Source organism: Arcticibacterium sp. SM2516 (assembly GCF_057914865.1).
In genome coordinates, this window is record NZ_CP195290.1 from 1,213,658 (window position 1) to 1,240,289 (window position 26,632).

Genomic DNA, 26,632 nt, shown 5'->3' on the forward strand with positions numbered 1-26,632 from the left:
TTTTACATAAAAATTTAGAGTTCGAACGCCATTTCAATACTTAGATACAAAGTGAATCAATGTGTTACAAAACCTTAGAAATTTTTAGTTGAAAAACTTATGTAAGTCTCTATCATTGACAATTTCATTAATCACGGTTTCGGAATTGAAATTTTCTTTGGTAGGATGTTTTTGAAAAAAATCAATGTATTTTCTATCAACGATATCAGCAACTTCGTCTGCAACTTTTTCTGCATAAGTGCCGATTGTAGCAGTATATTTTGGGTCAAATAATTTTTCATCTGTTTTCATTTTCCCAGCGGCTTCCATGGCTTTAGCTTTTTTTGAACAACGGCAGGGGTTGTCTTGATTAACCAAACCACATTGTTGATTCATAAAAGCATGGAACTCTTTACGAGTTCGAGAGAGTTTAGCCCTGTAGTTTTCTTTACTTATTTCGAAAATTTCAGCACCTATATTGTGGTCTATGTTAAATACATCGCCCAATAGATAAATTAATCGTTGTTCACGCGTAAGACACATCAACATTCCAGACATACATCGTGTACGAGCCGTTCTGGTACGTAATTCCTGTTCGATTTCCTCTTCTGGCAATAAATCAGGACTAGGAATCGAGTTTAATTCATCAGAAAATGCATCAAAACTTTCCCATCTATCTTCCATTGGCCTTCTCTTGGTCAGTAAGAATTGATTGACAACGATTCTATACAACCACGTTTTAAAGGAACTATTACCTTCGAAAGTAGATAGTTTTGTAATCACTTTTATCAGCACTTCCTGTGTTAGGTCTTTCGCTTCTTCAGGGTCGTTGGTATATTTCCAAGCCACGTTATAAATAAATGGCTGGTGTTTTTGTATGAGTTTATTTAGAGCATTTTTATCTCCTAACAAAGATTTCTCTATCCATGTAATTTCAAGATTTACTTTATTATTATCTGATAATGGGTTTTTCATTTAACTGGTTTACATATGAGATACACAATTGGTTAATATGTTACAAAAACAATTTTAGAACGAATTAACGTTACAGCAAAGCGACGTTTTAAGGCAGTTTAGGTTTTGTGTGTGCCTTGAATGTCGAATTTAATTCTTTAGCGGAACAATCCAAACGGTGAAAGAGTAGGTCTCCGTCCCCAAAAGCAAGGAGTCGTTATCTTAAGCAACTGACTAATCAATATGAAGTAATCGGGACGCCTACCGGCCAAGTCGTCGTCGGTACGGACAACAATTCCATTGCTGTGAGCAACTACTGACGAAGGATATTCAGGTCTTAGCATATGCCAAGTCTGGAAAAAAACCGAGGTAGGGCTACTCGACTATGCTTTCGTACCTATTTATAATTCACATATAATCTTTTCTATACCATCAGTTTTTGTTTTTAATTCTCCATCAATAAAAACCATTAAGCCTTTTCCCTTTTTGTATTTTTCGCCTGTTTTATCCCAAATAATAGTTATTTCTTTCCCATGATATAAAACACGATCTAAGCAAAACCAATCCCAATGGTCAGGAATTAGAGGATTTACCTCTATAACATTATCAATTCTTGGTTTTAGCCCAAGTAAATCTGAGATTACCAAATCGCAAAATCCAGAATGATTATAATCTTTACCCCTTTCTTCTCCTCCTTTCTTTTCTGACCAGGTCCCATTTTCCCATGTCTTAAGTCTGGTTCTTGAAATCCAATCTCCTGTAAATGGATTGATGTTTTCATCTATCCATTTTTGTTTTTCACCCTGTTCGTTTATGATGGAATGGCTTTTCGCATATTGAAGCAAGAGTTCAAAATAATTATCTTTTGAGAGACTCCCTTTAATCGAGTAATTATTTAAGAGGTTCGACAAGCCTTTAAGCGTTTGTGTGGTAGAAAAAGGCCATGATGGACCATTCCATTGACATTGATGCCCAGTATAGTTTATTGAAAAGTAAGGATGTGAACGTTCGCAAACCGTCAATCCAAATGGGGCATAAAATCCTGTTGTATCCATTAGTTTGTTCCAGGCATTTGAATAAGTAGCATTGTCGTCTGGTAGATTAAAATACCAAGGTATATATCCAATGGCTTCTCTTACATTTATAGGTTTGGTCACTTCTGAATAATTCCTAGGAAGCACCGTAAAGAATCCGAGTTCTTCATTCCATAAACGGAGCTGTACTTCTTGTTTTATGGATTGGGCCTTTTCTTCAAACTTTGCACTAATCAAAGCTTTATCTGCTAGTTCTGCAATAGTCGCTATGGCCTTGGCATCACCATACATATAACTATTAATACTCGGGCGTATAGCCGCCATCTTTTGAGCAGGAACGCCATCATTCAAAATACGTCCGCTTGCGGTTACCTCCATGCCATCCCTATCATCAATTTGCCAAAACAGGATATTCGTTGAATCTCGTCTTATTTGCTCCCACTGCTCATAGTTCGCTATCAATAATTCTAATTGATCAAGTCGCTTCGATTCATCTTGATGTACTTTATGAAATGCAAGAACCGCATCAGCAGCCCAAAAACTATAACTACGTATTCCATCTCCTGACTTGTTTAACCAGAAGTTTATATAGTCACTGGTATATGTTGAATTTCTAAGCCACCTGCCTTCATATATCTGATGGCCAGCAGGACAGCTTACAGTGTTGTGCTTTCCTGCCCAAGTGACGTCTGGCAAAAATTCTGTTATCACAAAACCATCTGTAGTACTTTTTATATGTTTCCTAAAAGTCCACCAGCGGAAGTAATACGTCTCTTCAATGTCTTTATCAGGAACTTCAATTATAGGGATATTTTCAGATAGAAATCTAAAGGCCGAATCATTAGAAATATGCTGAATATAAAGTTCATTATCATTCTGATTAAAGCTTTCTATGTAAGAATGAAAACTGCTACTATCCAATCTGAAAGCAGCCTTTTTACTGTTTTTACATCCAAATGCAAATAGAAGGATTATACAAGCAATGATTATTTTTTTAATTTTCATATCTCTTATTTATGGCATAAAGCTTGGCGTCTTGAATACACGTCCGTTTTAATGGTGTACATTTTTGCTAGATAAAATTTTATAATCTTTTTAAAAAAAATATTATTTCAACGCGTTACGAACCACCGTATAGAATTCTGAAACTTGATCTTCATTTTCTAACCATGGGAAATGGCCACATTTTTCAATAAAAGTAACTTGAGATTGGGGTATCAATTCTTTTATTTCATAAACAGTAGATTCCCCGATTGGATCTTGTCTGCCCTGAATTATATGAACTATTCCAGTGTATTTTTTCAAATGACTAACCCTGTCTTTTTGAGTTGCAACAAAGTTAGAAAAAGTAAAACCCATTACTCCTGGTTGACCTAATATAGCATCAAAATCCCAAGCCTCCTTTAATGCCAAGGCTCTATCTCTATCAAAAAAATATCCTGGAAAAATAGCTCTGAGATCTGATTTTCCTAAACTATCTAATACCATTGCTTCCCTGGTATCTTCTTCGTGAAGTCTCATGTTAATATTGTCTGAAAAATAAGAAAAGAAACTGTTTGTTGGTCCTCCAGGATTTAGTAGAATTAGTTTTTCTACACGTTTAGGATTTCTAACTACATACTCCATTGCGAGCATTCCACCCCATGAATGGCCAAGTATGGTGATATGTTCCAGTTTTAAGTGCTTACGCAATGCTTCTAAATCGCCAACATAATTTTCCATAGTCAATGAAACGGCATCCACTTTCGGTAGAATGGATTTTCCTGTCCCACGCTGATCTAAAACAATACATCGGTAATCGGTTGATAAATTTCCCCAAATCGCTTCTAAATAGTCGGCATTCAATCCTGGGCCTCCCGCAAGAAAAAATAAAGGTTCGCCACGCCCAAATTCCCTAACACGTAGTTTAGTTTGGTCGGCACCTGTTATAAAATACTCAGATTGACTATAAGTATTGATTGACAATAAAATTGAAAGAAGTAGAAAAATGTTTTTCATAGTTTTCATTTAATTCTGTCTAATGACTGCGATATGATGAGTGGGGTTAGAAAGTACTCACCTTTCCAGTCGCTCATAGCCTCGCCTTATTTTAAATTCATTAATTGTGATGGACATTCCAAGTACCAACAAAGTTTCCTGACCATTAAAACACCATTCATTTATAACTGCTGTTAGCCCGAGTTTCATTTAATTTATTACCTTATTTTCCAGCAATGGATTTGGTCCAAACTCTTGATAGGTCGCAATATTTTTGGGCAATATACCCAATACATTTATCGGAGTCCCCCCGCGATTTACGAATGCTTGAGGAGCACCTGCCGGAATTTATACAATGTATGGCCCCACTGCCGTAAATTGTTTTTTATTATTAATATACTCAACAGTCCCATTATAAACCACATGCAGTTCATCAATGTCATGAGTATGCAATGGTGGACAGCCATTTGGCAATATCATCGCCATGAATATTGAAAGCGATTCAAAACCATAATCTTTGCCTTCAGCTATGTAACCTAATTCACCAGGGTGACCGTAATATTTTTGTAAATGTTTAGGCTGAATAATATAATCGAATGTGTCAAATTATACTTTAGGCTGATTGAAAATGTTGGAATCAGGAATTTCACCGAATCCAAAAAGACTTAAAATTAGTATTCAATGATTCTTGTTACTCGGCACATCCAAGCACGAACATAAATGTCAGAAAGGTTAAAGTTCTACGCATATTTTTACATTTTTTGGTTAAAAATTGTGGCTAAACATACACAACTAATCTAATGGATTTATGTTACTTTTTTGAAATTGCTATGGTTCATCTGAATTAAAAAATCCGTGTTACTATTTTCTATGAATGCTCGAACCTAGATATAAATTGAGACTACACTGAAACGAATACAATAAGCTTCATTATCGATCGAAAAATGCTTAATCAAATTTCATGTTCTGAATCCTTACGGCATTTAGAATGGCGAGTAGAGCTACCCCTACATCGGCAAAAACGGCCTCCCACATGGTGGCTAATCCGCCCGCACCCAGTATTAATACAATAAGCTTCACCGTAAACGCAAGAGTGATATTCTGCCAAATTATTTTCTTGGTCTTTTTACCAATATTTATTGCCATTGGTATTTTGGATGGTTTATCGTCTTGGATAACTACATCGGCGGTTTCTATGGTGGCTTGGCTGCCGAGGCCACCCATGGCTATGCCCACATGACTTAAAGCCACCACTGGAGCGTCGTTTAGGCCGTCTCCCACAAATGCCACTGTTTCATTTTGGGCTATAATCTCTTTAATTTTAGCCACTTTATGTTCAGGGAGTAAATCTCCAAAGTAATGAGATATCCCTAACTTGTCTGCCACAAATTTCACCACAGTCGCTTTATCTCCACTTAGCATTGTTGTTTTTATGCCATGTTTATTGAGTTGGTTTATAGCGTATTGTGCATCTTCCTTTATTTGGTCGGCAATGGTGATATACCCAACAAATTGCTTGTTATAAGCTATCGCTATCACGGTATAAACGATGGTACTCACGTCTATATCATATTGGACATCAAACTTGTCTAAAAGTTTGAAGTTTCCTACCAGCAGTTCTTTCTCTTCCACGATGGCCTTTAGTCCATAACCCGGAATTTCTTCTACGTTTTTCAGTATAATGGCATGGTCTACAGACCCTACATATTCTTGAATGGCGGTAGCTACAGGATGCGAACTTTGGCTTTCCAAAGCATTCACCATTTGTAGTATTTCGTTCGTTTCGTATGCAGATTGTATTTGAACATCCTCTACTTTGAAAACGCCTTCCGTCATGGTACCCGTTTTGTCCATGACCACATTTTGGATATTGGCCATGAGGTCTAGAAAATTACTTCCTTTAAAGAGGATACCGTTTTTGCTAGCAGCACCTATTCCTCCAAAATACCCTAAAGGAATACTGATGACTAAGGCACAGGGGCAGGAGATAACCAAAAACACCAAGGCCCTGTAAAGCCAGTCTTCAAAGACATAATCTGCTACAAAGAAATAGGGTATAAGGCAAATCAGTGTAGCGAGCAGCACCACTATGGGTGTATATATTTTAGCGAACTTTCGAATAAATAATTCTGTGGGAGCTTTTTGAGCAGTAGCGTTTTGGACCATTTCCAAAATTTTGCTCAGTTTACTATCGCTATAAGCAGCCATCACATGAACTTGAGCTACGGCATTTAGGTTTATCATGCCTGCCAAAACTGTTTCTCCTTTTCTTTTGGTATCTGGCTTGCTTTCTCCCGTTAGTGCCGCAGTATTGAAAGCCGCAGTGGCTGAAATTAATTCACCGTCTAATCCTAGTTTTTCACCTGGTTTTAGCTGAATGATATCTCCTATAGTGGCGTTTTCTGCTTTAATTTCTTTGGGTACACCATCCTTTATAACGGTGACTTGGTCTGGTCGCTGGTCTAAAAGCGTTTTGATATTCAATTTGGCTTTTTGTACCGCCATAGACTGGAAGATTTCGCCTATGGTATAAAACAACATCACCGCCACCGCTTCTGGGTATTCGCCAATGGCAAAAGCTCCGACGGTTGCAATGGTCATGAGCAGAAATTCAGAGAATACATCTCCTTTTATGATACTGTTTAAAGCGTCTTTAAAAACTGGAAAACCAACAGGAAGATAGGCCAGCATGTACCAAGCTATTCTTAGCCAACCTGTAAACCATTCCTGCGGAAAGTAATTATCTAAGGCAATGGCGGCAACAAGGAGCACCAACGATATAATGGCCGGCAGAAATAACTTAAGCTTACTTTCTGAGTCGGGAGCATGCTCATGTTCAGCATGGAAAACGGGTTCATCTGTCGTACAGCAGCTGGCATGTTTATATTCTTCTTTCAATATATTCTTTCTTTTGTTGGCTTTAAGATAAGTATAAACTAAATGAGAATGGGACGGTAGTCCTTGAAAATTAGGGTTTAAGCATGAAAGGGCAAAAAATAAATTTATGTCACGGTAAATTTTACTTTTTCTTAATATTTCAAACTGTGTTAAATCTAAATTCTTGACTACATTTAAATTCTATCCAAAAGGTGTTTTTCTTTGAAAAAACGCGTGTTTTTGTCTCTTTAATGAAATGAGAGCACAATTATTTCGTTTGAAAAGAAGAATCATAAATCATTTATAAATAAATATAAAAGCATGAAAAAAGTACTTTTTTTAACGGGCGATTACACCGAAGATTACGAAACTATGGTTCCATTTCAGATGCTAGAAATGGTCGGCTATGAGGTGCATACGGTTTGCCCAGATAAGAAAAAAGGTGATATAGTTAAAACCGCTATCCATGATTTTGAAGGAGACCAAACATACTCAGAAAAGCCCGGTCATAACTTTGTTTTGAACTACAGTTTTGACGATGTTGACCTTACGCAGTATGATGGTTTTGTGATAGCCGGGGGTAGAGCACCAGAATATTTGAGGTTAAACGCCAAGGTCATAGATATGGTTAAATATTTTTTTAATGAGAACAAACCAGTGGCAGCTATATGCCATGGTATACAGATTTTGACGGCCGCAGATGTGGTAAGAGGAAGAAAACTAACGGCGTATCCGGCGGTAGGACCAGAGGTAACTATGGCTGGTGGCGAGTTTCAGTCGATAGCTGTAGATGGGGTTTATGTAGACGGAAATTTGGTAACTTCTCCAGCTTGGCCGGCACACCCAAGCTTCATTAGAGCGTTTTTGAAAATAATGGGAGCTACGGTTACTATTTAAATCTTCATACAAATACGAACAAAAGCGGCTTTAGGGGCCGATTTTGTTCGTACTTATAAGCTAGGTTTCTAGATGCTTACCAAACTTTGATTTGGATTTGATCATTAATGAGTTTACTGCAGCTCGAAATTCGTGAAACAGTGAGCTCAACACTGTAGATTCCACAAGGCAAATTATGGCGATTTAATAGCGGCTAAAGACTAAAGTTGGTAATAAGGTAAAAAGTTGCCCAACCGAAAAAAGCTATTAATAAAATCCACAACCAACTGGGTATACTTTGTGGTGTTTCGCTTCCTTCTATGATAAACTTCTTTTGATTTCCCTTATCGTAAGCATTAATCATTAAGGGTACGGTGCCATCCACTACGGCGTTTTCTGAAATGCCTTCTACCGAAATAGCAGGTCCATTCCGAACAATAAACTTTATTTCACGTATGCCTTCTCTGCCCGCTGGCGATTTGCTAATTACCTTTAGTACATGCTCACCGTCGGTTAACTTTTTTGTATCCAATTCAAATTTCACCGGAGCGAATAGTTCGGCAATGGGCTGCCGGTCATCGTCAACAAACAGCGTTATTCTACTTTTATCTTCTTTCATCTTATGAGTTGCTTAAGATTGATTGTTTGATATGATCGAAGTTCTTTTCGCCTGGTTTGATGAGATATTTCAAGGAAAAAGCAAACGTCAATAAAGTGATGGCCGCAATAGAACCAATAATAAGCCAATCCCAATTACTCTGTGGGCCCGCTCCATGTGTGAATCCTTGTGTTATTTTGGGCTGCTGTTTTTCACAAACCGGACAAGCAAAAGTTATCATACTGTTAAATAATAATAGGCTTGATAAAAGTATAATTCTGAATTTACTTTTCATGTTTCCAAAAATTATTTGCTTGTGCGATTGTTTGAAATTCTACCGCAACCACTTGGGCAGAACCAATAAGCTGAGCAGTGTCTTCTGCATAGTTTGATCGCATTTGCTTGCGTTTTTCAGGGTCAGTCTGAATAGCAGCGATTGATTTTCGAGCCATTTTCATTGCCAAATCTCTTCCTTCTTGCGGTGTTTTGGTTATCAGACTTTCTAACCATATTTCTGTGTTTGCCATAATATTATTGAACTGTTATTTTAATGAAATCCATTATTTTTTTAACTTCCTCAGGACTTACGGTTTTAGCGTCATTACCCCAGCTTGTTTTTTCGTGATTGATGATAGTTGTTACTTCTTCAGGCGTTAAACCATTGTCTGTTCCTACAGCATTCATCACGGCATACTCTGTTCTGGCATCATAACCACGCATAATAATATCTATAAACAATTCTAGGTCGTCACCCAATACTATTGGGCTGCCTTTCAGCGGAGGAAAAGCACCTTTTAATCCTTCACCGTTTGCTTGGTGACAACTGGAACAGTTCTGAGTGTATAGCATTTCACCGTCGGGTAAATTGACCGTATTGTCGCCGTTTGAAGTTGGTTTCTCCTCTTTTTTGTAAAGAAAATCCATAGGTACTTTTCCGTCAGGTAATGGTGTTTGTTTTAAGCTTTGCAAATACGTGACTAAGTGTATCGCTTCTTTAGTCGCTACAATTTTTCCCGTTAAGCCCTTTCTGAATTTATCTGGAACAGTCACTTCAATGTCATCTTTTTCAAGGTTCTCTTTAGTTTCAAAAAGCCAAGGATAAGCTGGCATAATAGATTTTTCAATCACGGCTCTGGGTTGGTATAAATGCAATAGATTCCAAGCTAAACTTGGTTGCCTTGTGCCTATATTGGTTAAGTCAGGACCTGTTCTTTCTGTACCCATTAAGGTGGCTGTGTTTCTCCAAAAATCAGTTCGGGTAATTCCGGCATAATCCGCAGCAATCCCAGGTCTCTTGCCCCAAACCTTATCCATGTCTACATTTCGTACTTGTTGCGTATGACATGCCACGCAGCCATTGGCAATGAAACTTTGCTTTCCTAATCTAGCATCTTCGCTTAAAGGTTCATCATTGGGCAGTGGAGCATTATTGTTCTGATTATGATAAGCTGGCAGTATAGCAACCATAATAGTCAAGCCTATAAATAAGCCCAGTGCTGTTCCAAACAGTTTTTTATGATTATCGAAAAATTCCATTTTACTTATTTATTGCTTTGATTGTCAAATTCTTTTTTCGCTTTCAAAATCTCAGAAGGTGATTTTGGTATCACCATTTGTACTTTTGGTTTTACCATCACGTAAAAATTATAGGCAAATAAAATATGCGAAAGCCACATCAATGAACCTCCAATAGCTCGCCAGAGCCAGTAAGGAGCCATCAATGCTACACTATCAATAAATGGTTTTCCTTCTATCCACATTAAGCCCCTTAGTGTGGAGCCATACATTAATGGTATGGTGTAGAATAATAAACCTATTAATGCAAGCCAAAAATGAGCTCCAACGGTTATTTGTGGTGGTTCTTTACCGGTTAGTCGTGGGACTATAGTATATATAAAACCCCAGAGCATAAAGCAGATGATACCATACATGGTTAAATGCGAGTGAGCAACGGTAAAGTCTGTGAAGTGCCAGACCAAATTTGTAAATCGAAAGGCTTCTGCGGTGCCTTGTAAGGAACCAGTGAAGTAAAATATAATCCCAATCAAATAGAATGGAAGCGTATAACTACCAGATAGTTTATTCCAAGACCCTTTAAATGTCATCAGGAAGTTGGTAGTACCAGCCACCACTGGTATCACCATTCCCACACTGGCTACAATAGCAATGGTTTGCAACCACCAAGGGATGGCACTAAAGATAAAGTGATGAGTTCCAATGAGGGTATAAAAGAGGATTTGTGCCCAAAAGGCCAAAATACCTAAACTGTAGGAATAGATAGGTTTGTTTAATTGTTGTGGTAAAAAATAATACATCAAACCGAGGGTAAAAAGCATAAACCACATGCCTACGCCTTGATGCATGTAGTAGCCTTGTACAATGGTTTCACCTAAACCTGACTGCCAACTTGGCCAATAGGCTACAATGGCAATAACCAATAAGAACATCATGGCGGAAATAATGTACCAGTTGGATACATAAATTTCTTTGGTGGTTCTATGGGCAATTGTCTTGAAGAAGTTTATTAAAGAAATGAATACGCCAATCCCAAATAATGCCATCACAGGCCATATGTATTCCCGGTATTCGCCGCCCGCATTGTTAATACCCGCCATGAGGAAAATACTCCCTATGATAACCGAAGCATTAATAAGAATAAGAGAACGATAGCCTGTTTTTATGCTTGAAATAGGAACGTTACTAACTCTTGGAATAACATAATATGCCAAGCCCATCATTGCCAAAGAAGCCCAACCCCAAAAAACAGCGTTGGTATGAACAGGTCTAAGTCGGCCAAAACTTAGCCAACTAAAATGATCAACATCCGGAGCTACGAATTTTATGCCAAGATATTCTCCTACTGTTGTTCCAAATAATAACCAAAATGTAGCACAGCCTAAGTACCACAAAATGAGTTTGGTTAAATCGGGTTCAATGTTAGGGCGAGGTTGACTTTTTTTCTTTTGTTCAATAAAACTGAGCGATTCAGCTTCGCTTATATTGATAATTAATCCTTTGCTATCAATTGGTGTATTATCTCCTGCCAATTCATTATTTGAAAGAGCAAATTCAAGTTCCTTTTTACGTTGTTCCAGTTTTTCTACTTCTTCCGGACTTAATCCTACCAAGTAATCATTGAATTTCTTTAGTTCCTTTTCCTTAAGGTAAGAGGTAACGAAGGAAAAAGCTTTTATAATAACTATAATTGAAGCAGCTATTACGGGAATTGAAATGAGTATTAGCGTAATAATAATTCCAGATTCGCTAAGTATGTTTTTTGTTTCCATCTCTTATTTATATTGGATGAGTTTGTCCACTATTTGTTTGATTTTTTGTGGTTCTAAGTAGGTTAATCTCTCATCAAGTTCTTTTGTTTATGAGCTACTGTAGTCAGTTAAATCAGCAAGAAACTTTGGCGGAGTTCAGTATGTTTTTTCGTAAAAGCCGCTGCAGAATTTCTGAAGCATTGACTCTTGAAAATTCCATAGCCACTGCCATTTTTATATACTCCCTTTTACTGTGCAAAAAAGATTGAAAGGCCATGTAAATAGCTATTCTATTGGGGTATTTAGTTGCCTTCAAAAACGTTTTCTTCGTTTGATAGCACAAATATAAGTGTTGAATTTCAATAGTGGATAAGTTTATCCATTAATGTTTTGATATAAATTTGAAAGAAAGTACCCATCGGGGCACTAGGGGAGCGTGCATTTATTTTGTCGTAATTATCCAAGGATAATTAATGGTATTAAAGGGCTGCTAAGAAGTAGCTTAGAAATTTGCGGAGATATATGAAGTCGTGAAAATCCTTTGCGGATATATTGTTGGGCACACCCAAGTTTTATTCTACCTTTTTTAAAATAGGGAATTTACGGTTACTATTTAAACCCGCTTTATGCATTAGAAAATCTCCCGATTACTATCGGGACCGTGGCTAAATTGCTTCAAATCAGTTTACTTCGTCAAGCTCAGCACAGGCTACACCCATTTAAACTCAATCACCAGAACCCATTGACAAAAAGCTTAAGGTAAACCGCTATGCTAATCTCGTTTAAAGCCTGATTTATGCCACTTTAACCACTCATCACAATTCTCCAATGCATAAACCGGGTCAAATTTTCATACAAATACGAACAAAAGCGACCCATAAAGCCGCTTTTGTTTGTACTTGTAAACTAGGTTTCTAGATGCTTACCAAACCTTGATTTGGATTTGATCATTAATGCGTTTACTCCATCTTTCTGCGGCTTGAAATTCTCCATAAAGTTGGAGATTGTTTTCTCTGCTAAAAAACTCCCACTTTATCTCTTTACTGTTTTGATTTTCAGGTTTAAAACAAAGCTCTAATCTGTCAATCATCGGATAAGTTTCTTTATTTTTTGTGACAGTAATACTCGTATTAGCTATGCAGCATTGGTCTATTAGATTTAAATCTACAAAACCCTCTGTTACTTCACCATTGACCACTTTGTTAAAGAATACAAAACCTTTTTTATCGTCTATGGCTATTCCAAAATTGCCACAGAATTCATGATGAGTAATACGTCCTTCGTATTGACTGGCTATGTTTCTTAGCGATAACAGCTTCTGCTGCTCTTTTTTCTTTTTGCTTCTGCCCATTAACATAAATGGTATAACGCAGATGGCGGTACAGATAATACCGACTGTGATAGTTCCTAAATCTAAGTCCATTTCTTAAGTTATTTATATAGTTTTTAGGGTATTGCGGTATGCAAAACCCAGAAATAAATTTTCAAATTGCCTTACGGCAGCCGATGACTTAAAAAATGAATTACCAGAAATAATGAAAGGGGAAAATGATGTCTGTTTTTCTATGCCGTATCAGCAGATTTTTTGCAGATGACACGTATTGTGTGTATTTGCTTATAAAAACCGCCTTATGGATCTTTCCTAATATCCAAGGTCCGCTAAAAGAGTCTTTTAAATTAGGGTTTGGAAAATTCTGAGAAGAAGATAGGTTTCTTTGTGAAGATACAAAACCAGAGAAAAGGTCTGTAGAAACCGAAGTGATATGTTTTGCTTTTTCGGTGTTTTTAGAAAGGTAGGAAACGTTCGATGTACTAACACGGCCTACTGCAAAACAATAAACCGATACGAAGAGTAAAACGCTTAAATACTTCCCTATCCTTTTCACTTTGCAAATTTAATGCTTCAGAAACTATTCTCATATTCGTAAAGCATAATCTTTCGAATTACGATGTGTTTCTTAGTATTTTTTGTACATAAAGTACAAAGAATTGACTTTTATTAATTCGTTGTACTTTATTAATTAGGTTTTAATTACTTTTCTTTTTACTGGCAGATTTGGTTATCACCATTATCACACCATTTGGTGCGTTATATTGACTAATGGCCTGTTCACCTTTTATAACATTAATACTGGAGATATCGTCGGGCGATATTTTTGAAAGTATCTCTTTATTAGACTCCCTTCCGTCTATCATCACTTTGGGGTCGGCATCTGCATAACCTGTGACCTTTACGTCATTTGTGCTTCTATTCTTGGCTTTAGGACTGATATCTACACTTTTAGTAACTATCATTATTACCCCATTTGGGGCGTTATAGGCTTCTAGGGCCTTTTGACCTTTTATGACATTCACCGAAGCTATCTTATTCTGGTCTAGCAATTCCATTATGGCATAGTCGTATTTTTTGCCATCGATATAAATATCAGGGTTGCTGCCATCTTTTACCTTCACTTTTATGTTGGAATCTTGTGCTAGAGCACCAGATAAGGTGATACAAAAAAGGCAAGCTGCTAAAAGTAATTTCTTCATTTTTATCATATTAAAGTGTTTATTAAATCTTGTTTGGTTTAAGTTTATTCTGCTGATGTATAAATGACCACGAGTTCGTCTTCGTATAAAATACGCTCCTTCGGTGGGTATATTTCAGAGTCGGAAAGCATAGCCAATGCCGCTTTTAGGGTTGCTTCTTTCTCTTTATAGGCTATTTTCTCTTGTTTTACATTTCTGAAGGAAATAAATGCAATAAGGAGAAAAGAGGCTGCAGCTGAGAAAACCCCCAGCCTAAATCGTACGCTTTTCTTTTCTATACCTGCCCATATATTCTTTTCTAAAATAGGGGTGGGTTGTTTTCTCTGAAGCTTGGCATATTCGAACCAAGGAGATAAATCTGTGTCAAAATCATTGGTAGTCTCCAAAAGGAATTGCTCTTCCTCTAAAGTCGTTTTTCCCGCTTTATATTTTTCTATTAACTTGTTAATGTCCATAATCTTCCATTTTTTTTAAAGATGCCGCCACTTGTTTTCTTGCACGAGAAAGTAAAACCCTAATGTGTTCTACTTTAAGATGTGTAGCTTCCGCAATCTCAGTGAACGCCATACCGTCTATGTCTCTCATCATCATAATTTCTCTTTGCTGTTCTGGAAGCTGTTCCATTATCTTTTCAATCACAGTTTTTAATTCATTCCATTCAAACTCCTCTTGACCACTGGATGCAACTAAATGGTTCAGCTGAAAATCCGTTGAAAGCAACTCTGGACCTTTTTTCTTTAAAATATCCAGACAGTAATTCCGAGCCGTTAAGAATACAAAACCGGAAAGATTAGGGTGGTTTTCTAAATGCCTACGCTTGCCCCATAGCTTTATCATAATTTCCTGAGTGGCGTCTTGTGCTTTGGTGCTGTTTCCTAGCAGACGACTTACCATCGGAAATATTCGCTCTGATAATGAAAGTACCCTATCTTTAAAATCTTTTGTTTTCATCTTATACTTAGATAACGACATTGCGATTTAGGCATAACAGATTATCTATAGTTTTTTTAATAATCTTCTTAAATGCTCCAAGAATAAATTTAATTCTGGTTAGATATTAGCGTTTAGCTTATTGCGTGTGAATTTTTAAATGATTTTTTTATAAGCTACCATACTATGTCGGATGCATGGAAGAATGTAATTCAGACCGCAAACATTAAGCTCTCGCACGATATGAAGTTTGACTCGATTTCCATATTGATACTTTTAGCAATTCTATTCCAAGTATTCATGGTTACCATTGCACTGATTCATTGAGTAATATAGTTTTCACTGAAAATCAACGCAGCTCTTTTACAAGGTTTCGATTGATAAACCTGGTTTGTGAATTAAACCCGCTTTATGGATTAAGCAATCTCCCGATTTTATCGGGACCGTAGCTAAATTGCTTCAAATCAGTATACTTCGCCAAGCTCAATACAGGCTACACCCATTTAAACTCAAACACCATTGCCCATCGACATTAGCTCAGGGTAAACGCTTTGCTAATTTCCTTTAATTGTCTGATTTAATGTACTTTAAAACTCATAACAATTCCCCAATGCATAATTCGGGTTAAAGAGACTTCTTCCGTGAATCGCGGTCTAGGGATGGTTGAGTTTTCTACAGCTTGAATGTAAAACTCCTAAGACGTTCCGTGTTCAAAGGAGATGTATTTACCAATTTTCTATGGCAAATTCCGTGGTTTCTTCGGAGTCTTTTTCATGAACAAAGATTTTTCTATGGCAACTTCTGCGAACAAAATTGTGTGACCTTCAATAAGAAGGTTTCCTTTCTAACTAACATCAATTGTTTTAAAGAAACTGTAGATTTTAGGAAAAGCGGACTCCTCTTATTTCAATGAATTTGTTTAGATGTTTCATGAAAGTTTCTGACCTATGTCTTCAATAATGACTCATGCTATAACATGTTAAGTGCCTATGCTTCTTAAAAAGATAAAGTACTCTTTAAAACTGCAGAATTAATGTAAAGGTCGTTTTTTTACAATGCCACCTCTGGTGTCTTTTACGCTGTTCATCACCACAAAAGCATCGGGCTCTATTTTTTCTATTTCGGCGTTTAGTTTGCCTATTTCCAATCTCGTGACCACGCTATAAATAATATCTACCGCCTCGCTTTCGCCTCGTTTACCAAAACCCCGCTTGCCATTATAGACTGTGACGCCGCGTCCCATGGTGTTTATGATCATTTGACGCATTTCCTCACTGTTGGTACAAATAATAGTTACGCCAATGTATTCTTCAATACCTTCCACCACAAAATCCAAAGTTTTGGAAGCTACCATATAGGTAATCATAGAATAAAGGGCCACTTCTACACCTAAAAAATAGGCCGCGGCAGCAAATATCATGACATTTATCATCAAAATAATGTCTCCTATGGTAGCTCCTATTTTCTTGCTTAAAAATATGGCGAGAACTTCTGTACCATCTATCACAGCTCCACCTCTCACCGCAAAGCCGATACCCGCTCCTAGGAAAAAACCACCAAAAACCGCTACCAGCAGGTTATCATTCGTTACGTTTGGAAAGGTAACTGTAACTAAACAAATGGATAGTCCGGTAATAGCGAGTATTGTTTTAATAGCAAACTGCTGTCCCATGATGATGTACCCTAGAATAATAAAGGGAACGTTTACACCAATAATCAAATAGTGTAAAGGAATGTCTGTAAGAGCGGAAATCAATAAAGAAATACCCGTGGCTCCACCATCAATGAAGTGGTTGGTTAAAAGAAATCCTTTAAATCCAAAAGCGGCTAAAAATATACCAATAGTAATAAGGATAAAGTCTTTTGTGTAACGTTTGGTGGTGATTAAGAAATTTCGGTAAGCTCTTGCTGGGTTATAATGGGCATAGGTTCTAGTTCCTCCAGGATTCCAACTTCTTAGTATAGTTCTGTTAATAATTCGTTTAAAAAACGGTATCATGGTTTAGCGGGCTTTTAAGGTTCTTTTGAACCAAAGATTTTTTTAAATAATGTTGAATACACACCATTTTCATAAGTTAAACCGTGAATTTAGTCGAAAAGTTGCGGTGAGCGTAGGTTCATTTAGAAACATTTTTTTTGAAAAAAAAGCGTATTATCTTTTTCAAAGATGAGTTATCATTATTTGGTTGTTTCATTTGTCAAAATCATAAGCTAATACGCTAGTTTATTTTAGCGTAATAATGAATGTGTACGAATAAAGTGGGAGCCAATGAATTTAACTTAGCTTATATGCGTTTCTGTTCTACTGGCTCTCAAAAAATGAAAAGCAGAGCAGTCTGTGAAGGATGAAATCTGAAAATCTTATGAACCAATACAATATTTTTTTAGAAATGATATTATTGTATTGATCAAGAATTATTAGCACCCTTTTTGTATAAGATTTATGGATTTTGGAGTGATTCACGGAACTATTGAAAGTAGAAAATATGACAACTAAGAATAATTTTAATAAGCGATTATCGCTTTTAAATCGTTATTATAAAATAACCAAGTTCTATTCCTTTTTAAAAGATACCGCTGTAAAAGGAGGTATTGCTATAGCTATTTTTGTGTTGCTTTTGATAGGTCTTGAACTCTTTGTGCTTGATATTAATGCTCTTTTGAATAATATGGTGGAGACTTATTCTTCACAAGCCATTTTTCTTTTCTTCTTAGCGTCAGAAACTATTTTAGGGATTATTCCACCAGAAATTTTCATTGCTTGGGCTTCTAAATCTTCTCAACCGTGGTTGTTCTTATTTGTATTGGCCACAATGTCATATTTGGGAGGTGTCATCTCATATTTTATTGGTAACCGTCTTTTCCTAATTCCGGCAGTTAAAAACCATATTGAAAACAAGATTGCCAAGCATATCGTGAATTTACGTAAGTGGGGCGGTCTCTTTGTTTTGCTAGGTGCTATATCACCCATTCCACATTCTTTGGTGAGTTTAGCTTCAGGTCTTATCAGATATGATTTTAAACAGTATTTGTTGTGGTCACTTTTTAGGTATACACGTTTTGCTATATACGCTTTGATTATTTTCCAAGTTTTGGATTAAACGCCACAAATCCATAAGATTTGGCCGCGTTTATCATGAATTATCCAATGGCGAAGCACTGTTTTTTTGGTGCTTCAAAAGTAGGTGAGATGTCATTTTACCAAAGTAGCTTCTAGCCCAATTTTTAGCCAATCAAAAGCTAGGCCTTTAACCCTCTTTATGCATTAGGCAATCTCCCGATTTTATCGGGACCATAGCTAAATTACTTCCCATCGGCAAGCTCAGGGTAACACAAATCAGTACACTTCGACAAGCTCAGTACAGGCGTTAACCCATTTAAAATTAACCACTTAAATCGCTATGCTAATTTCCTTTAATTGTCTGATTTATTGTACTTTAAAACTCAAACGATTCCCCAACGCATATTCCGGGTTTAACTTCAATTAATGAACTGGTCTATATAATTTGGTGCAAGTCCATCCAGTCCTTGAATGCGGTAAAGCAATCTAATAGCTTAACAGGGCTGGTGGTAAACATTTAGCCAGACATTGTGTTCTTCTAGGCGTGTTCTTCTAGGCGTGTTCTTCAAATTTCTTTATACAAGAGTCTGGTTTTTAGAGGTACTTATGAGAGCCATCGCAGGAAGGCATTCTTTTAGAAAACCCGCAGACACAGTCATTTAATCCTTTTCCGATTAAGATTCTGTCTATAACTTTTTCAATTCTAGATACTCGGGTGGCAGACTGTTTGGGAGAAGAAAAATGCATGTTATAGGCTCTTTGTCTTCCAGGTGTTAAGGCATTAAATGCCGTTTTTAAGGCCGAATTTTGGTCCAATATTTTGATGAGTTCATCTGGGAAAGTAAGGTCTTTACTTTCTTTTAAATCTATTTTTAAACCTGCTTTTTCTACTTCGATGGTCTCATAGATATAGGCTTTTAAGGTACTTTCTAGTTCAGTTATTTCCTGCACGCTGGTAAACTTAGCCATTCTAACAGATTGGGAGTTTTCGCCAGGTTTAACAAGAATGCCTGCTGCATCATTTAATAAGATACCTTTTAAAAAGCTAATGACACAATGTTCTTTAAAACCTCCCAAGATAATAACATTGGTGTTTTGGAAGGTGTAACATGGCTGTTTCCATTTATATTCTTCGGTAAGGCCGCACTCGAGTACTATCACTCTTAGTTGCTGTAATTCCTTCTGCCATTTTATAATTCTCCCAAAATAACCGTCAACCTCTGGATGCTTGTTGCTCATTTACCTTACCTGTAATTAGTGGAACATATACCTGTCTTGAATTTTGATAATGTATCGCACAGGCTTTCCTATTTGTGAATTAAAGATACAAAACCACTTTTTAAATTCAATCAAAAAGTAAAACTGGATTTTTAATGGTCACATTACACTTAAGCTATAGCGGAATTTAAAATTAAGGGAAGACCATTTTTATAAAAAAGCATGTATCTATCTTTGGCACTTCAAAACTTAAATATCCTATATTTAAAATGACGTCATTAGAGGTAACAAAAGCATATTACGAGCATTTCAATAATAAAAATTGGAAAGGAATGCTTTCACTTTTACATCCAGAAGTAAGACATGAAGCCAACCAAGGAGGTGTACGAATTGGTGTAGAAAACTTCACAGAATTTCTTCAGCATATGGACGACTGCTATGAAGAAACCTTAAGTGATATGGTGTTTTTTTCAGAACCCAATAACAAGCGAGTGGCTGTGGAATTTGTTGTGAACGGCACCTATAAAAAAACGGATGCAGAGGGTCTGCCAGAAGCAAATAATCAGGAATATGTTTTACCAGCTGCGGCTTTTTTAGAATTGACCGATGGTAAAATATCACGTGTAACCACATATTATAACCTTCCACTTTGGATATCTTTAGTTTCTAAATAAATGGCAGAACTTCGTTTTGAAACAAAAATAGGAGCAGAAATAGCTACTGTTCTTCACGATTTGGCAGCTTTAAGAATTGCGGTTTTTAAGGATTTTCCTTATTTATATGCGGGTTCATTGGCGTACGAGGAGTCCTATCTCCAGATTTATAATAATGCCCCTAACTCGTTCTTATTTGCCGTTTATGATGGCGAAAAAATGGTTGGAGCTACCACTTGCATTCCACTGGAAGACGAAACTGCAGAAGTTCAAGAACCATTTATTAAAGCAGGAATAAACCTTTCAGAAGTTTTGTATTTTGGCGAAAGTATTTTGCTCTCAGAATATAGGGGTTTTGGTTTGGGGAATCGTTTTTTTGAAGAGCGAGAGGCACATGCCCGAAGTTTTTCTCAATTTAAAAAGACCTGTTTCTGTGCGGTGCTTAGAGAAAAAAATCATCACCTCAGACCCAAAGATTATAAGCCTCTAGATGAATTTTGGAAAAAACGCGGTTATGAAAAACAGGCCCATTTAAAAAGTAATTTCGAATGGATGGATATCGGTGAAGACTGTGTCAGTGCAAAGACTATGATATATTGGTCTAAAGAATTAAAAATTAGTCTCTAAAGAGCAAACATATCTCTTATCCGCCCAGTGAATAACATCAGTTAGCATCAAATTATCCCCGTTTGATGATGTTTTATTTGTGAATCTTTACTGAAAGAATTTCCATAAGAAACCCTTGTAGGCCAGTGCATCGTTTTTAAGATTTTTTTGCAAGTAAGGTAGCTTGACTACTCCACTTATTTCGTTTTATCAGGCCAGTCCCAATTTATCAAGTCAGTGCTCCAAGCGATTCTATTAGATGCATTTTTATCAAGATCATCTTCAATTTACGTTTTAGGACCAGAACCATGAAAAAACATAATATACTTATTAAGTTCCTTTGATTTAACCCGCTTTATGCCGTAAAAAATCTCCCGATTTTATCGGGACCGTAGCTAAATTGCTTTCCATCGGGAAGCTCAGGGTAAACTGCTATGCTAATCTCGTTTAAATGCCTGATTTATTCCAATTAAAAACTCATTACGATTCTCCAATGCATAAATCGGGTTTTAATTGACCTTGTGAAATATTAAAAAACTGGATTTGACCATTAATATGAACAAACCCAGTTTTCTAAGGTTTAAATCGGGTTAAACAAAGGCCTTGTGTTTGTTTCTATTAAATAACCAGAAGATAATGGGGAAAACCATGAGCGTTAAAACGGTGGCGGTAATTAGCCCGCCTATAATAACAATGGCTAGCGGCTTCTGAGATTCTGAGCCTATTCCTGTGCTTATGGCGGCAGGTAAAAGGCCAATGGATGCCATGAGGGCGGTCATCACTACTGGTCTGGTTCTTACTTTTACGGCTTCTTTAATGGCACTTTCTAAACTCAAATTGAGCCTAACATTATTATGAAACTCTGAAATAAGGATAACGCCATTTTGTATACAAATTCCAAAAAGAGCTATAAAGCCAACACCACCAGAAATGCCAAAGTTGGTTCTGGTGACATGCAGAGCTATAATACCACCAATAATGGCAAAAGGCACGTTAGTAAGCACTAGAAGAGAATCTTTGACATTCCCAAACATAATAAAGAGCAAAACGAATATTCCCACCAAACTAATGGGCACCATCTGTCCCAATGTGCCAGTGGCACGAACCTGATTTTCAAATTCTCCTGTCCAGCCAATGCTATAGCCTTGTGGTAAATCAATTTTACTTTCCACACTCTTTTGTGCTTCTTTAATGGTACTGCCTAAATCTCTATCTCTAACAGAAAATTTGACACCAATAAAACGCTTGGTATTATCTCTATAAATAAACGCAGGGCCTGTTATTTTCTGAATAGATGCAATCTCTTTTAAAGGAATTTTATTCCCTTGAATGGTAGAGACTTTGAGGTTACTGATATCATCCTCATTTTTTCTATACTCTTTCAGATAACGAACCCGAATGTCAAACTTTTTCTCGCCTTCATATTTTTGGGTAGCAGTTTTTCCTCCAAATGCCATTTCTAAAACAGCCTGAGCCTCAGACACTTTAACGCCATAGGCCGCCATTTTTTCTCTATCTAGAATTACACTTACTTCTGGCTGTCCTAAATTTCTTAAAATCCCTACGTCCTTTATTCCATCCACATTTTCTATCTGTTTAATAACTTTATTGGCTATTTCATCAAGCTTTTCCAGGTCATCGCCATAAATTTTAACGGCATTAGAAGCGTTTATGCCAGCTACACTTTCAGCTACATTGTCTATGATAGGTTGAGAATAATTATAACCAATACCCTGATAAATAGAAAGGGAGTCGTCCATTTCTCGTACCAAATCATCCATAGTGATTTTTCTTTCCCATTCGTCTTTATGTTTCAGGTTCACCTGCATCTGCACATAATAAAATCCACTAGGGTCTGTGCCGTCATTACTTCTGCCAACCTGACTCAGCACACCATTTACTTCTGGGAATTTTTGTAGTTCCTGTCTTAAAGAGGCTGTTTTTTGTACCGTTTCTGTAAGGCTTTGGCTCATAGGAAATTTGGCTTCTACCCATAATGCTCCTTCATTGAGCTGGGGTAAAAATTCAGTTCCTAAAAACTTAGCGGAAAATAAGACTACTGCTATAAAAGCAAATGATATTCCTAAAGTCTTACGCTTATGTTTAAACGTCCACGAGAACCCTTTTTCTACGAGATTATTCCAGAAGTTTACGAAAGGGTTATTTTTTTCGACCACATTTTTATTAAGGAAAATATGGCAAAGAACGGGTACCAGTGTTAATGTTAAAATTAAGGCACCTAATAAAGCAAAGCCCAAAGTGTATGCTAAGGGCGAAAACATTTTACCTTCTACTTTCTGAAAGGCAAAAATGGGTAGGAGAGCGGTAATAATAATGAGTTTTGAAAAGAAAATGGCCTTCCCTAGTTCTGTTCCAGTCTTTTTTATGACACTCCCAATGGCCAATTTATTATATGCCGCCATCCCTTTTTTGAGGGCAATATGGTCTAGAGTAACAAATATACCTTCCACCATCACAACTGCTCCGTCAATGATAATACCAAAATCTACCGCACCTAGAGAGAGGAGATTAGCACTCATTCCTTTCAGCTTTAGACATAAAAAAGCAAACAAAAGCGACAATGGAATAATGATGGATACAGTAACGGTGGTTCGCCAGTCTGCCATAAACAGAAATACAATTAAAGTCACGAACACAATACCTTCTAACATATTATGCATGACGGTAGTGGTAGTATAATTCATGAGGTTGTCGCGGTCGTAAAAGGTTTCCATTTTTACGTCCTTAGGCAAAATGTGCTCGTTGAGTTCCGTTATTTTTTCTTTCACTCTGGCAAGCACCTCTTTAGGGTTCTCTCCTTTACGCATGACCACAATCCCTTCCACTACATCGTCGTTATCATTCAGACCGACCTGCCCAACTCGTGGCATGGAGCTTTCAATAACGGTGGCTAGGTTTTTTACCAATATGGGATTACCGCCTGCTACATCCACTATAATGTTTTCAATATCTGGGATACTACTTAATAAACCCACACCTCTTACCACATAGGCTTGTCCATTTTTTTCAATGACATCGCCACCAACATTAATATTACTTTGGTTTACAGCCTCATAAATTTGTAAAGGCGTAATATTATATTTTGCCAACCTGTTAGGATCCACACTTACATCATAGGTCTTTTCTTGGCCACCAAATGCTACCAAATCTGCTACTCCGGATACGGAACGCAGCTGTCTATCTATTACCCAATTTTGAATGGTAAGGAGTTCTCGGGAATCTCTAGTATCACTTTTTAAGGTATACCTGAATACTTCTCCAGTGGGGCCGTAAGGCGGCTGAACATCTGGAATCACCTCGTCTGGGAGAGATACGTTTCGCAATAAGTTATTGACCTGCTGTCTTGCGAAAAAATCATCTACACCATCTTCAAAGATGATTTTGATAACCGAAAGTCCAAACATAGTAATGCTTCGAACGCTTGTTTTTTTCTGAACCGAGTTCATCGCTATTTCCACCGGTGTGGTGACAAAGCGTTCTATTTCCTCGGCACTTCTACCATTCCATTCTGTTACAATAATAATCTGGGTGTTAGTAACATCAGGAAACGCCTCAATTGGCATATTTCTGAATGCTACAATACCAGAAATTATGAGTACGCCTACCCAAAAGAAAGTAAACGGCTTATTCTTTAAAGAAAAAGCAATGATGTTTTTTATGAATTTGTTCATTTTTTAGTCGTTTAAGGCATCATAAATTAAAAGCTGATTTTGGGTGATAACCCTTTCGCCTTCTTGCAAACCAGAACTGATATAAGAGGTGTCACCCACCTGTCGGAATACTTCTACTTGGCGGGTTTCTATGTTATTTCTGTCCTTAAAAATCATGACAAAACTTTTACTTTTGTCAAAAACCACCGCTTGAGAAGGAATGGATACCATAGAAATGTCTTCTTGGTAAGAAAGCTTTATGGTGGCTCTCATTTCTGGTTTAAGTAAATAATCCTTATTGGACAATTTTATCCTTACTTTCATGGCTTTTGTTTCCGGATCTATGATGTTATAGATCTTATCTACTTTACCGTAAAACTTCTGATCTGGATAGCTTAATGTGCTCACTGCAGCATCTATTCCTAGTTTTACTTGATTTATATCGCTTTCGTTTACGTTGGCAATAGCCCAAACATCATCGATTTCTGCTATGTCAAAGATATTGTCCGATTTATCGCTCCGTAAGAGCATATCCTGGTTAATGTCTTTTTGGATAATAAAGCCACTCAGAGGGGAACGCACCTCAAATGTAGCCCCACCTTTAATGTTGTAAATCTTGTAGGTTTCTTGCACTCTTTGCAGCTGAGATTGGGCTTTGTCTAGCAAGTTTTTGGCTTCTATTACGTCTCTTTCAGCGGTTAATTTTCCTTCAAAAAGCTCTTGTGCCACTTTGAAATTGTTTTTGGCTACTATTACATCGCCTTTGGCGTCGTCTAGATCTTTCTCAAAGCCCGCTACTTCGGTACTGCGTATGGTCGCTAATAATTGGCCTTTGTTTACGTAGTCCCCAAGTTCAACATAGACTTTCGTCACATTACCTCCAACAATCGGAAAAATCTCAATCATTTTATTGTTGTCGGTAGTTATTTTTCCATAAAAATTGAGTTCTTTTTGTAGAGGTTTTTGATTTGCCGTATCCACCTTTAGGGTAGAAAGCATTTTATCGCTCAGAACAAAAGTTTCTTTAACTTCTTCTTGCTTATTTTCTTTACGGCAAGAAGAAAGCAGAAAAAGGGAGCTTATGATAATTAGGAATATTTTCATGTCTTAGAAAATTTCGGTATTGGTGATATAGTTTAAACTGATGCCTGAGAGTATCAAGGCCTTTTTTATTTCGTTCACTTGAATGGTAGTTTGGTTGTAGGTTTCCATAAAATCAGTGAATTCTAGGAGGTTAATGTTTCGTTTCTGGAAATTGGCTATCATGCCGTCGTATACAGCGTTTAGATTTTGCATAGTAGACATATCAATTCCGTTTAATTGTTTTTGCTGCTGTTGCCATAGTGTCCAAATCATAGCGGCATGCGTTTCTACTTCCAATTTTTTGTAATCAACGTTTAGGTTAGTTTGATTTAATTGAGCTTCGGCTATTTTGATATTGCCTTTGTTTTTATTCCAAAGGGGTAGGGGAATGCCAACCGTAAAGTTTATTTGATTTTTAAAAGCACCGCCACGTTGGTCATAAGAAGCTCCGGCTGTTAAATCATTTATAGCGAGTGACCTCTGCCATTTTAGTTGAAGTTCTTGGCTTTCTGATACTTTTATTGCCGTTAAGTAATCCAAATTTTTTTCTAAAGCAGAAGACAGAATAGTTTCTTTTAAGATCTGTTTGTTTTGATAAATATTGATAAGTTCTGCTTCATTAGCCACCACCGAAACGGGTTCCGAAATACCAGTCAGTAAAGCCAAGGTTTGAGAAGCTTCCGCAATGCCTTTTAGCACATCGTTTTTGTCGCTTTTGAGTTCTAAAACCAATGTTTGTAACCTCACAACCTCCTTCAGAGGTATGTTTCCTTTGAGGGCTTGTATGGTATAGTTATTTAAAAGGTTATCAAGCATCTCTATTTGATTTTCAAGCGTCACTATCTTTTGATTGTCAAAAAAAAGGGTGTAAAAGTTCTGCTGAAGCTCGTATTTTAGATTGCGGATCAACTGTTCAAACTGGAGCTCTGCAATGGATAAATTTGACTTAGCAAACTCCACTTCATTTTTCTTTTTTCCACCTAAATAAATGAGTTGTTCCACGGATAGGCCTTTTTGACCCTGACCGCCTACGCTAAAAACCTTACCATCTTGTGGATTAATGGCATTGAACTCTGCAGATAAATAGGGTAGTTCCCATATTTTGGCCTGAATCACAGCCGCTTGCGACGCCGAGATATTGTACTTTTCTGCCAGTAATAGAAGGTTGTTGGTCTGAAGTTGTTGCTCTGCTTCTGTCCAAGTAAGTGTTTTTTGTGCCACACCTAGTGAAGACTGAAAGAGCGTTAAAACGAAAAGAACTTGTTTCATCAATTGCACTTATTTTAATTAGAAATGCAAAGCTGAAATGTCAGACTT

General features: G+C 37.0%; 24 protein-coding genes. 4 read left to right on the plus strand and 20 right to left on the minus strand.

The window, feature by feature from the left end; genetic code table 11:
* Positions 1-84: 84 nt before the first annotated feature.
* The 5 genes from ACSBFT_RS05035 to ACSBFT_RS05055 all read right to left on the minus strand — a co-directional run bounded on the left by ACSBFT_RS05035 (position 85) and on the right by ACSBFT_RS05055 (position 6,842).
* A complete protein-coding gene (locus ACSBFT_RS05035; RefSeq protein ID WP_489603783.1) occupies positions 85-954 on the minus strand; it encodes an RNA polymerase sigma factor in 870 nt (289 codons plus the stop codon).
* Between the two features lie 380 nt (positions 955-1,334).
* Positions 1,335-2,972, minus strand: a complete 1,638-nt coding sequence (locus tag ACSBFT_RS05040) for an MGH1-like glycoside hydrolase domain-containing protein (RefSeq protein WP_489603784.1) — start codon at positions 2,970-2,972, stop codon at positions 1,335-1,337.
* Between the two features lie 102 nt (positions 2,973-3,074).
* Complete coding sequence (locus ACSBFT_RS05045) at positions 3,075-3,965, minus strand: alpha/beta fold hydrolase (protein ID WP_489603785.1); 891 nt, start codon at positions 3,963-3,965, stop codon at positions 3,075-3,077.
* A gap of 327 nt (positions 3,966-4,292) precedes the next feature.
* The gene (locus ACSBFT_RS05050; protein ID WP_489603786.1) at positions 4,293-4,430 is read right to left on the minus strand and encodes a hypothetical protein; all 138 of its coding nucleotides are present in this window, start codon (positions 4,428-4,430) and stop codon (positions 4,293-4,295) included.
* A 462-nt stretch (positions 4,431-4,892) separates the two neighbouring features.
* Positions 4,893-6,842 carry a heavy metal translocating P-type ATPase gene (locus ACSBFT_RS05055; RefSeq protein WP_489603787.1) on the minus strand — a complete coding sequence of 650 codons (1,950 nt, stop codon included), beginning with the start codon at positions 6,840-6,842 and terminating at the stop codon, positions 4,893-4,895.
* Between the two features lie 300 nt (positions 6,843-7,142).
* Here ACSBFT_RS05055 and ACSBFT_RS05060 point away from each other — a divergent pair, with 300 nt between their 5' ends.
* Entirely contained in the window at positions 7,143-7,718 is a 576-nt protein-coding gene (locus ACSBFT_RS05060) for a DJ-1/PfpI family protein (protein WP_463047753.1), read from the plus strand.
* A gap of 193 nt (positions 7,719-7,911) precedes the next feature.
* Here the strand turns inward: ACSBFT_RS05060 and ACSBFT_RS05065 are convergent, their stop codons facing one another.
* From ACSBFT_RS05065 to ACSBFT_RS05115, 11 genes are all read right to left on the minus strand, one after another.
* Positions 7,912-8,316 (minus strand): cytochrome C, encoded by a 405-nt coding sequence (locus tag ACSBFT_RS05065; protein ID WP_463047752.1) that lies wholly within the window; start codon positions 8,314-8,316, stop codon positions 7,912-7,914.
* Position 8,317: 1 nt separating this feature from the next.
* Complete coding sequence (locus ACSBFT_RS05070) at positions 8,318-8,590, minus strand: hypothetical protein (protein WP_463047751.1); 273 nt, start codon at positions 8,588-8,590, stop codon at positions 8,318-8,320.
* A complete protein-coding gene (locus tag ACSBFT_RS05075) occupies positions 8,580-8,822 on the minus strand; it encodes a hexameric tyrosine-coordinated heme protein (protein WP_489603788.1) in 243 nt (80 codons plus the stop codon). Before ACSBFT_RS05075 ends, ACSBFT_RS05070 begins: the two co-directional genes overlap by 11 nt.
* A 4-nt stretch (positions 8,823-8,826) precedes the next feature.
* Positions 8,827-9,831 (minus strand): cbb3-type cytochrome c oxidase subunit II, encoded by a 1,005-nt coding sequence (locus ACSBFT_RS05080; protein ID WP_489603789.1) that lies wholly within the window; start codon positions 9,829-9,831, stop codon positions 8,827-8,829.
* 5 nt (positions 9,832-9,836) lie between these two features.
* Positions 9,837-11,582 (minus strand): cbb3-type cytochrome c oxidase subunit I, encoded by a 1,746-nt coding sequence (locus tag ACSBFT_RS05085; RefSeq protein ID WP_489603790.1) that lies wholly within the window; start codon positions 11,580-11,582, stop codon positions 9,837-9,839.
* 901 nt (positions 11,583-12,483) lie between these two features.
* The gene (locus tag ACSBFT_RS05090; RefSeq protein ID WP_489603791.1) at positions 12,484-12,984 is read right to left on the minus strand and encodes a hypothetical protein; all 501 of its coding nucleotides are present in this window, start codon (positions 12,982-12,984) and stop codon (positions 12,484-12,486) included.
* Between the two features lie 100 nt (positions 12,985-13,084).
* Positions 13,085-13,447: a hypothetical protein gene (locus ACSBFT_RS05095; RefSeq protein WP_489603792.1), complete on the minus strand. Its 363-nt coding sequence runs from the start codon at positions 13,445-13,447 to the stop codon at positions 13,085-13,087.
* A 142-nt stretch (positions 13,448-13,589) separates the two neighbouring features.
* Positions 13,590-14,093, minus strand: a complete 504-nt coding sequence (locus ACSBFT_RS05100) for a TonB-dependent receptor (RefSeq protein WP_489603793.1) — start codon at positions 14,091-14,093, stop codon at positions 13,590-13,592.
* A gap of 44 nt (positions 14,094-14,137) precedes the next feature.
* A complete protein-coding gene (locus ACSBFT_RS05105) occupies positions 14,138-14,548 on the minus strand; it encodes a hypothetical protein (protein WP_489603794.1) in 411 nt (136 codons plus the stop codon).
* A complete protein-coding gene (locus tag ACSBFT_RS05110; protein WP_489603795.1) occupies positions 14,538-15,044 on the minus strand; it encodes an RNA polymerase sigma factor in 507 nt (168 codons plus the stop codon). Before ACSBFT_RS05110 ends, ACSBFT_RS05105 begins: the two co-directional genes overlap by 11 nt.
* Before the next feature lie 1,009 nt (positions 15,045-16,053).
* Positions 16,054-17,022, minus strand: a complete 969-nt coding sequence (locus ACSBFT_RS05115) for a YitT family protein (protein WP_463047744.1) — start codon at positions 17,020-17,022, stop codon at positions 16,054-16,056.
* Positions 17,023-17,509: 487 nt separating this feature from the next.
* Here ACSBFT_RS05115 and ACSBFT_RS05120 point away from each other — a divergent pair, with 487 nt between their 5' ends.
* Positions 17,510-18,124: a YqaA family protein gene (locus tag ACSBFT_RS05120; RefSeq protein WP_463047743.1), complete on the plus strand. Its 615-nt coding sequence runs from the start codon at positions 17,510-17,512 to the stop codon at positions 18,122-18,124.
* A 554-nt stretch (positions 18,125-18,678) separates the two neighbouring features.
* Here the strand turns inward: ACSBFT_RS05120 and ACSBFT_RS05125 are convergent.
* Positions 18,679-19,323, minus strand: a complete 645-nt coding sequence (locus ACSBFT_RS05125; RefSeq protein WP_489603796.1) for a YdeI/OmpD-associated family protein — start codon at positions 19,321-19,323, stop codon at positions 18,679-18,681.
* 248 nt (positions 19,324-19,571) lie between these two features.
* On the opposite strand from ACSBFT_RS05125, the gene ACSBFT_RS05130 reads away from it, so the two are divergent.
* Together ACSBFT_RS05130 and ACSBFT_RS05135 are read left to right on the plus strand one after the other, a co-directional pair.
* A complete protein-coding gene (locus tag ACSBFT_RS05130) occupies positions 19,572-19,976 on the plus strand; it encodes a nuclear transport factor 2 family protein (RefSeq protein WP_463047741.1) in 405 nt (134 codons plus the stop codon).
* Positions 19,977-20,582 (plus strand): GNAT family N-acetyltransferase, encoded by a 606-nt coding sequence (locus tag ACSBFT_RS05135; RefSeq protein ID WP_489603797.1) that lies wholly within the window; start codon positions 19,977-19,979, stop codon positions 20,580-20,582.
* Between the two features lie 569 nt (positions 20,583-21,151).
* On the opposite strand, the gene ACSBFT_RS05140 is transcribed toward ACSBFT_RS05135, so the two are convergent.
* Genes ACSBFT_RS05140 through ACSBFT_RS05150 form a run of 3 tightly spaced genes read right to left on the minus strand, consistent with a single transcriptional unit; the run spans position 21,152 to position 26,584 of the window.
* Positions 21,152-24,253, minus strand: coding sequence for an efflux RND transporter permease subunit (locus ACSBFT_RS05140; RefSeq protein ID WP_489603798.1), 3,102 nt, complete (start codon positions 24,251-24,253; stop codon positions 21,152-21,154).
* A gap of 3 nt (positions 24,254-24,256) precedes the next feature.
* Positions 24,257-25,336, minus strand: a complete 1,080-nt coding sequence (locus tag ACSBFT_RS05145) for an efflux RND transporter periplasmic adaptor subunit (protein WP_463047738.1) — start codon at positions 25,334-25,336, stop codon at positions 24,257-24,259.
* A 3-nt stretch (positions 25,337-25,339) separates the two neighbouring features.
* A complete protein-coding gene (locus ACSBFT_RS05150; protein WP_489603799.1) occupies positions 25,340-26,584 on the minus strand; it encodes a TolC family protein in 1,245 nt (414 codons plus the stop codon).
* Between the last annotated feature and the right edge of the window lie 48 nt (positions 26,585-26,632).

What these genes read in the sequence shown, in the direction of transcription:
- ACSBFT_RS05035 (WP_489603783.1), bottom strand. Translation starts at nt 954, where the DNA reads ATGAAAAACCCATTATCAGATAATAATAAAGTAAATCTTGAAATTACA.
- ACSBFT_RS05040 (WP_489603784.1), bottom strand. Translation starts at nt 2,972, where the DNA reads ATGAAAATTAAAAAAATAATCATTGCTTGTATAATCCTTCTATTTGCA.
- ACSBFT_RS05045 (WP_489603785.1), bottom strand. Translation starts at nt 3,965, where the DNA reads ATGAAAAACATTTTTCTACTTCTTTCAATTTTATTGTCAATCAATACT.
- ACSBFT_RS05050 (WP_489603786.1), bottom strand. Translation starts at nt 4,430, where the DNA reads ATGGCGATGATATTGCCAAATGGCTGTCCACCATTGCATACTCATGAC.
- ACSBFT_RS05060 (WP_463047753.1), top strand. Translation starts at nt 7,143, where the DNA reads ATGAAAAAAGTACTTTTTTTAACGGGCGATTACACCGAAGATTACGAA.
- ACSBFT_RS05065 (WP_463047752.1), bottom strand. Translation starts at nt 8,316, where the DNA reads ATGAAAGAAGATAAAAGTAGAATAACGCTGTTTGTTGACGATGACCGG.
- ACSBFT_RS05070 (WP_463047751.1), bottom strand. Translation starts at nt 8,590, where the DNA reads ATGAAAAGTAAATTCAGAATTATACTTTTATCAAGCCTATTATTATTT.
- ACSBFT_RS05075 (WP_489603788.1), bottom strand. Translation starts at nt 8,822, where the DNA reads ATGGCAAACACAGAAATATGGTTAGAAAGTCTGATAACCAAAACACCG.
- ACSBFT_RS05080 (WP_489603789.1), bottom strand. Translation starts at nt 9,831, where the DNA reads ATGGAATTTTTCGATAATCATAAAAAACTGTTTGGAACAGCACTGGGC.
- ACSBFT_RS05085 (WP_489603790.1), bottom strand. Translation starts at nt 11,582, where the DNA reads ATGGAAACAAAAAACATACTTAGCGAATCTGGAATTATTATTACGCTA.
- ACSBFT_RS05090 (WP_489603791.1), bottom strand. Translation starts at nt 12,984, where the DNA reads ATGGACTTAGATTTAGGAACTATCACAGTCGGTATTATCTGTACCGCC.
- ACSBFT_RS05100 (WP_489603793.1), bottom strand. Translation starts at nt 14,093, where the DNA reads ATGAAGAAATTACTTTTAGCAGCTTGCCTTTTTTGTATCACCTTATCT.
- ACSBFT_RS05105 (WP_489603794.1), bottom strand. Translation starts at nt 14,548, where the DNA reads ATGGACATTAACAAGTTAATAGAAAAATATAAAGCGGGAAAAACGACT.
- ACSBFT_RS05110 (WP_489603795.1), bottom strand. Translation starts at nt 15,044, where the DNA reads ATGAAAACAAAAGATTTTAAAGATAGGGTACTTTCATTATCAGAGCGA.
- ACSBFT_RS05115 (WP_463047744.1), bottom strand. Translation starts at nt 17,022, where the DNA reads ATGATACCGTTTTTTAAACGAATTATTAACAGAACTATACTAAGAAGT.
- ACSBFT_RS05120 (WP_463047743.1), top strand. Translation starts at nt 17,510, where the DNA reads ATGACAACTAAGAATAATTTTAATAAGCGATTATCGCTTTTAAATCGT.
- ACSBFT_RS05125 (WP_489603796.1), bottom strand. Translation starts at nt 19,323, where the DNA reads ATGAGCAACAAGCATCCAGAGGTTGACGGTTATTTTGGGAGAATTATA.
- ACSBFT_RS05130 (WP_463047741.1), top strand. Translation starts at nt 19,572, where the DNA reads ATGACGTCATTAGAGGTAACAAAAGCATATTACGAGCATTTCAATAAT.
- ACSBFT_RS05135 (WP_489603797.1), top strand. Translation starts at nt 19,977, where the DNA reads ATGGCAGAACTTCGTTTTGAAACAAAAATAGGAGCAGAAATAGCTACT.
- ACSBFT_RS05140 (WP_489603798.1), bottom strand. Translation starts at nt 24,253, where the DNA reads ATGAACAAATTCATAAAAAACATCATTGCTTTTTCTTTAAAGAATAAG.
- ACSBFT_RS05145 (WP_463047738.1), bottom strand. Translation starts at nt 25,336, where the DNA reads ATGAAAATATTCCTAATTATCATAAGCTCCCTTTTTCTGCTTTCTTCT.
- ACSBFT_RS05150 (WP_489603799.1), bottom strand. Translation starts at nt 26,584, where the DNA reads ATGAAACAAGTTCTTTTCGTTTTAACGCTCTTTCAGTCTTCACTAGGT.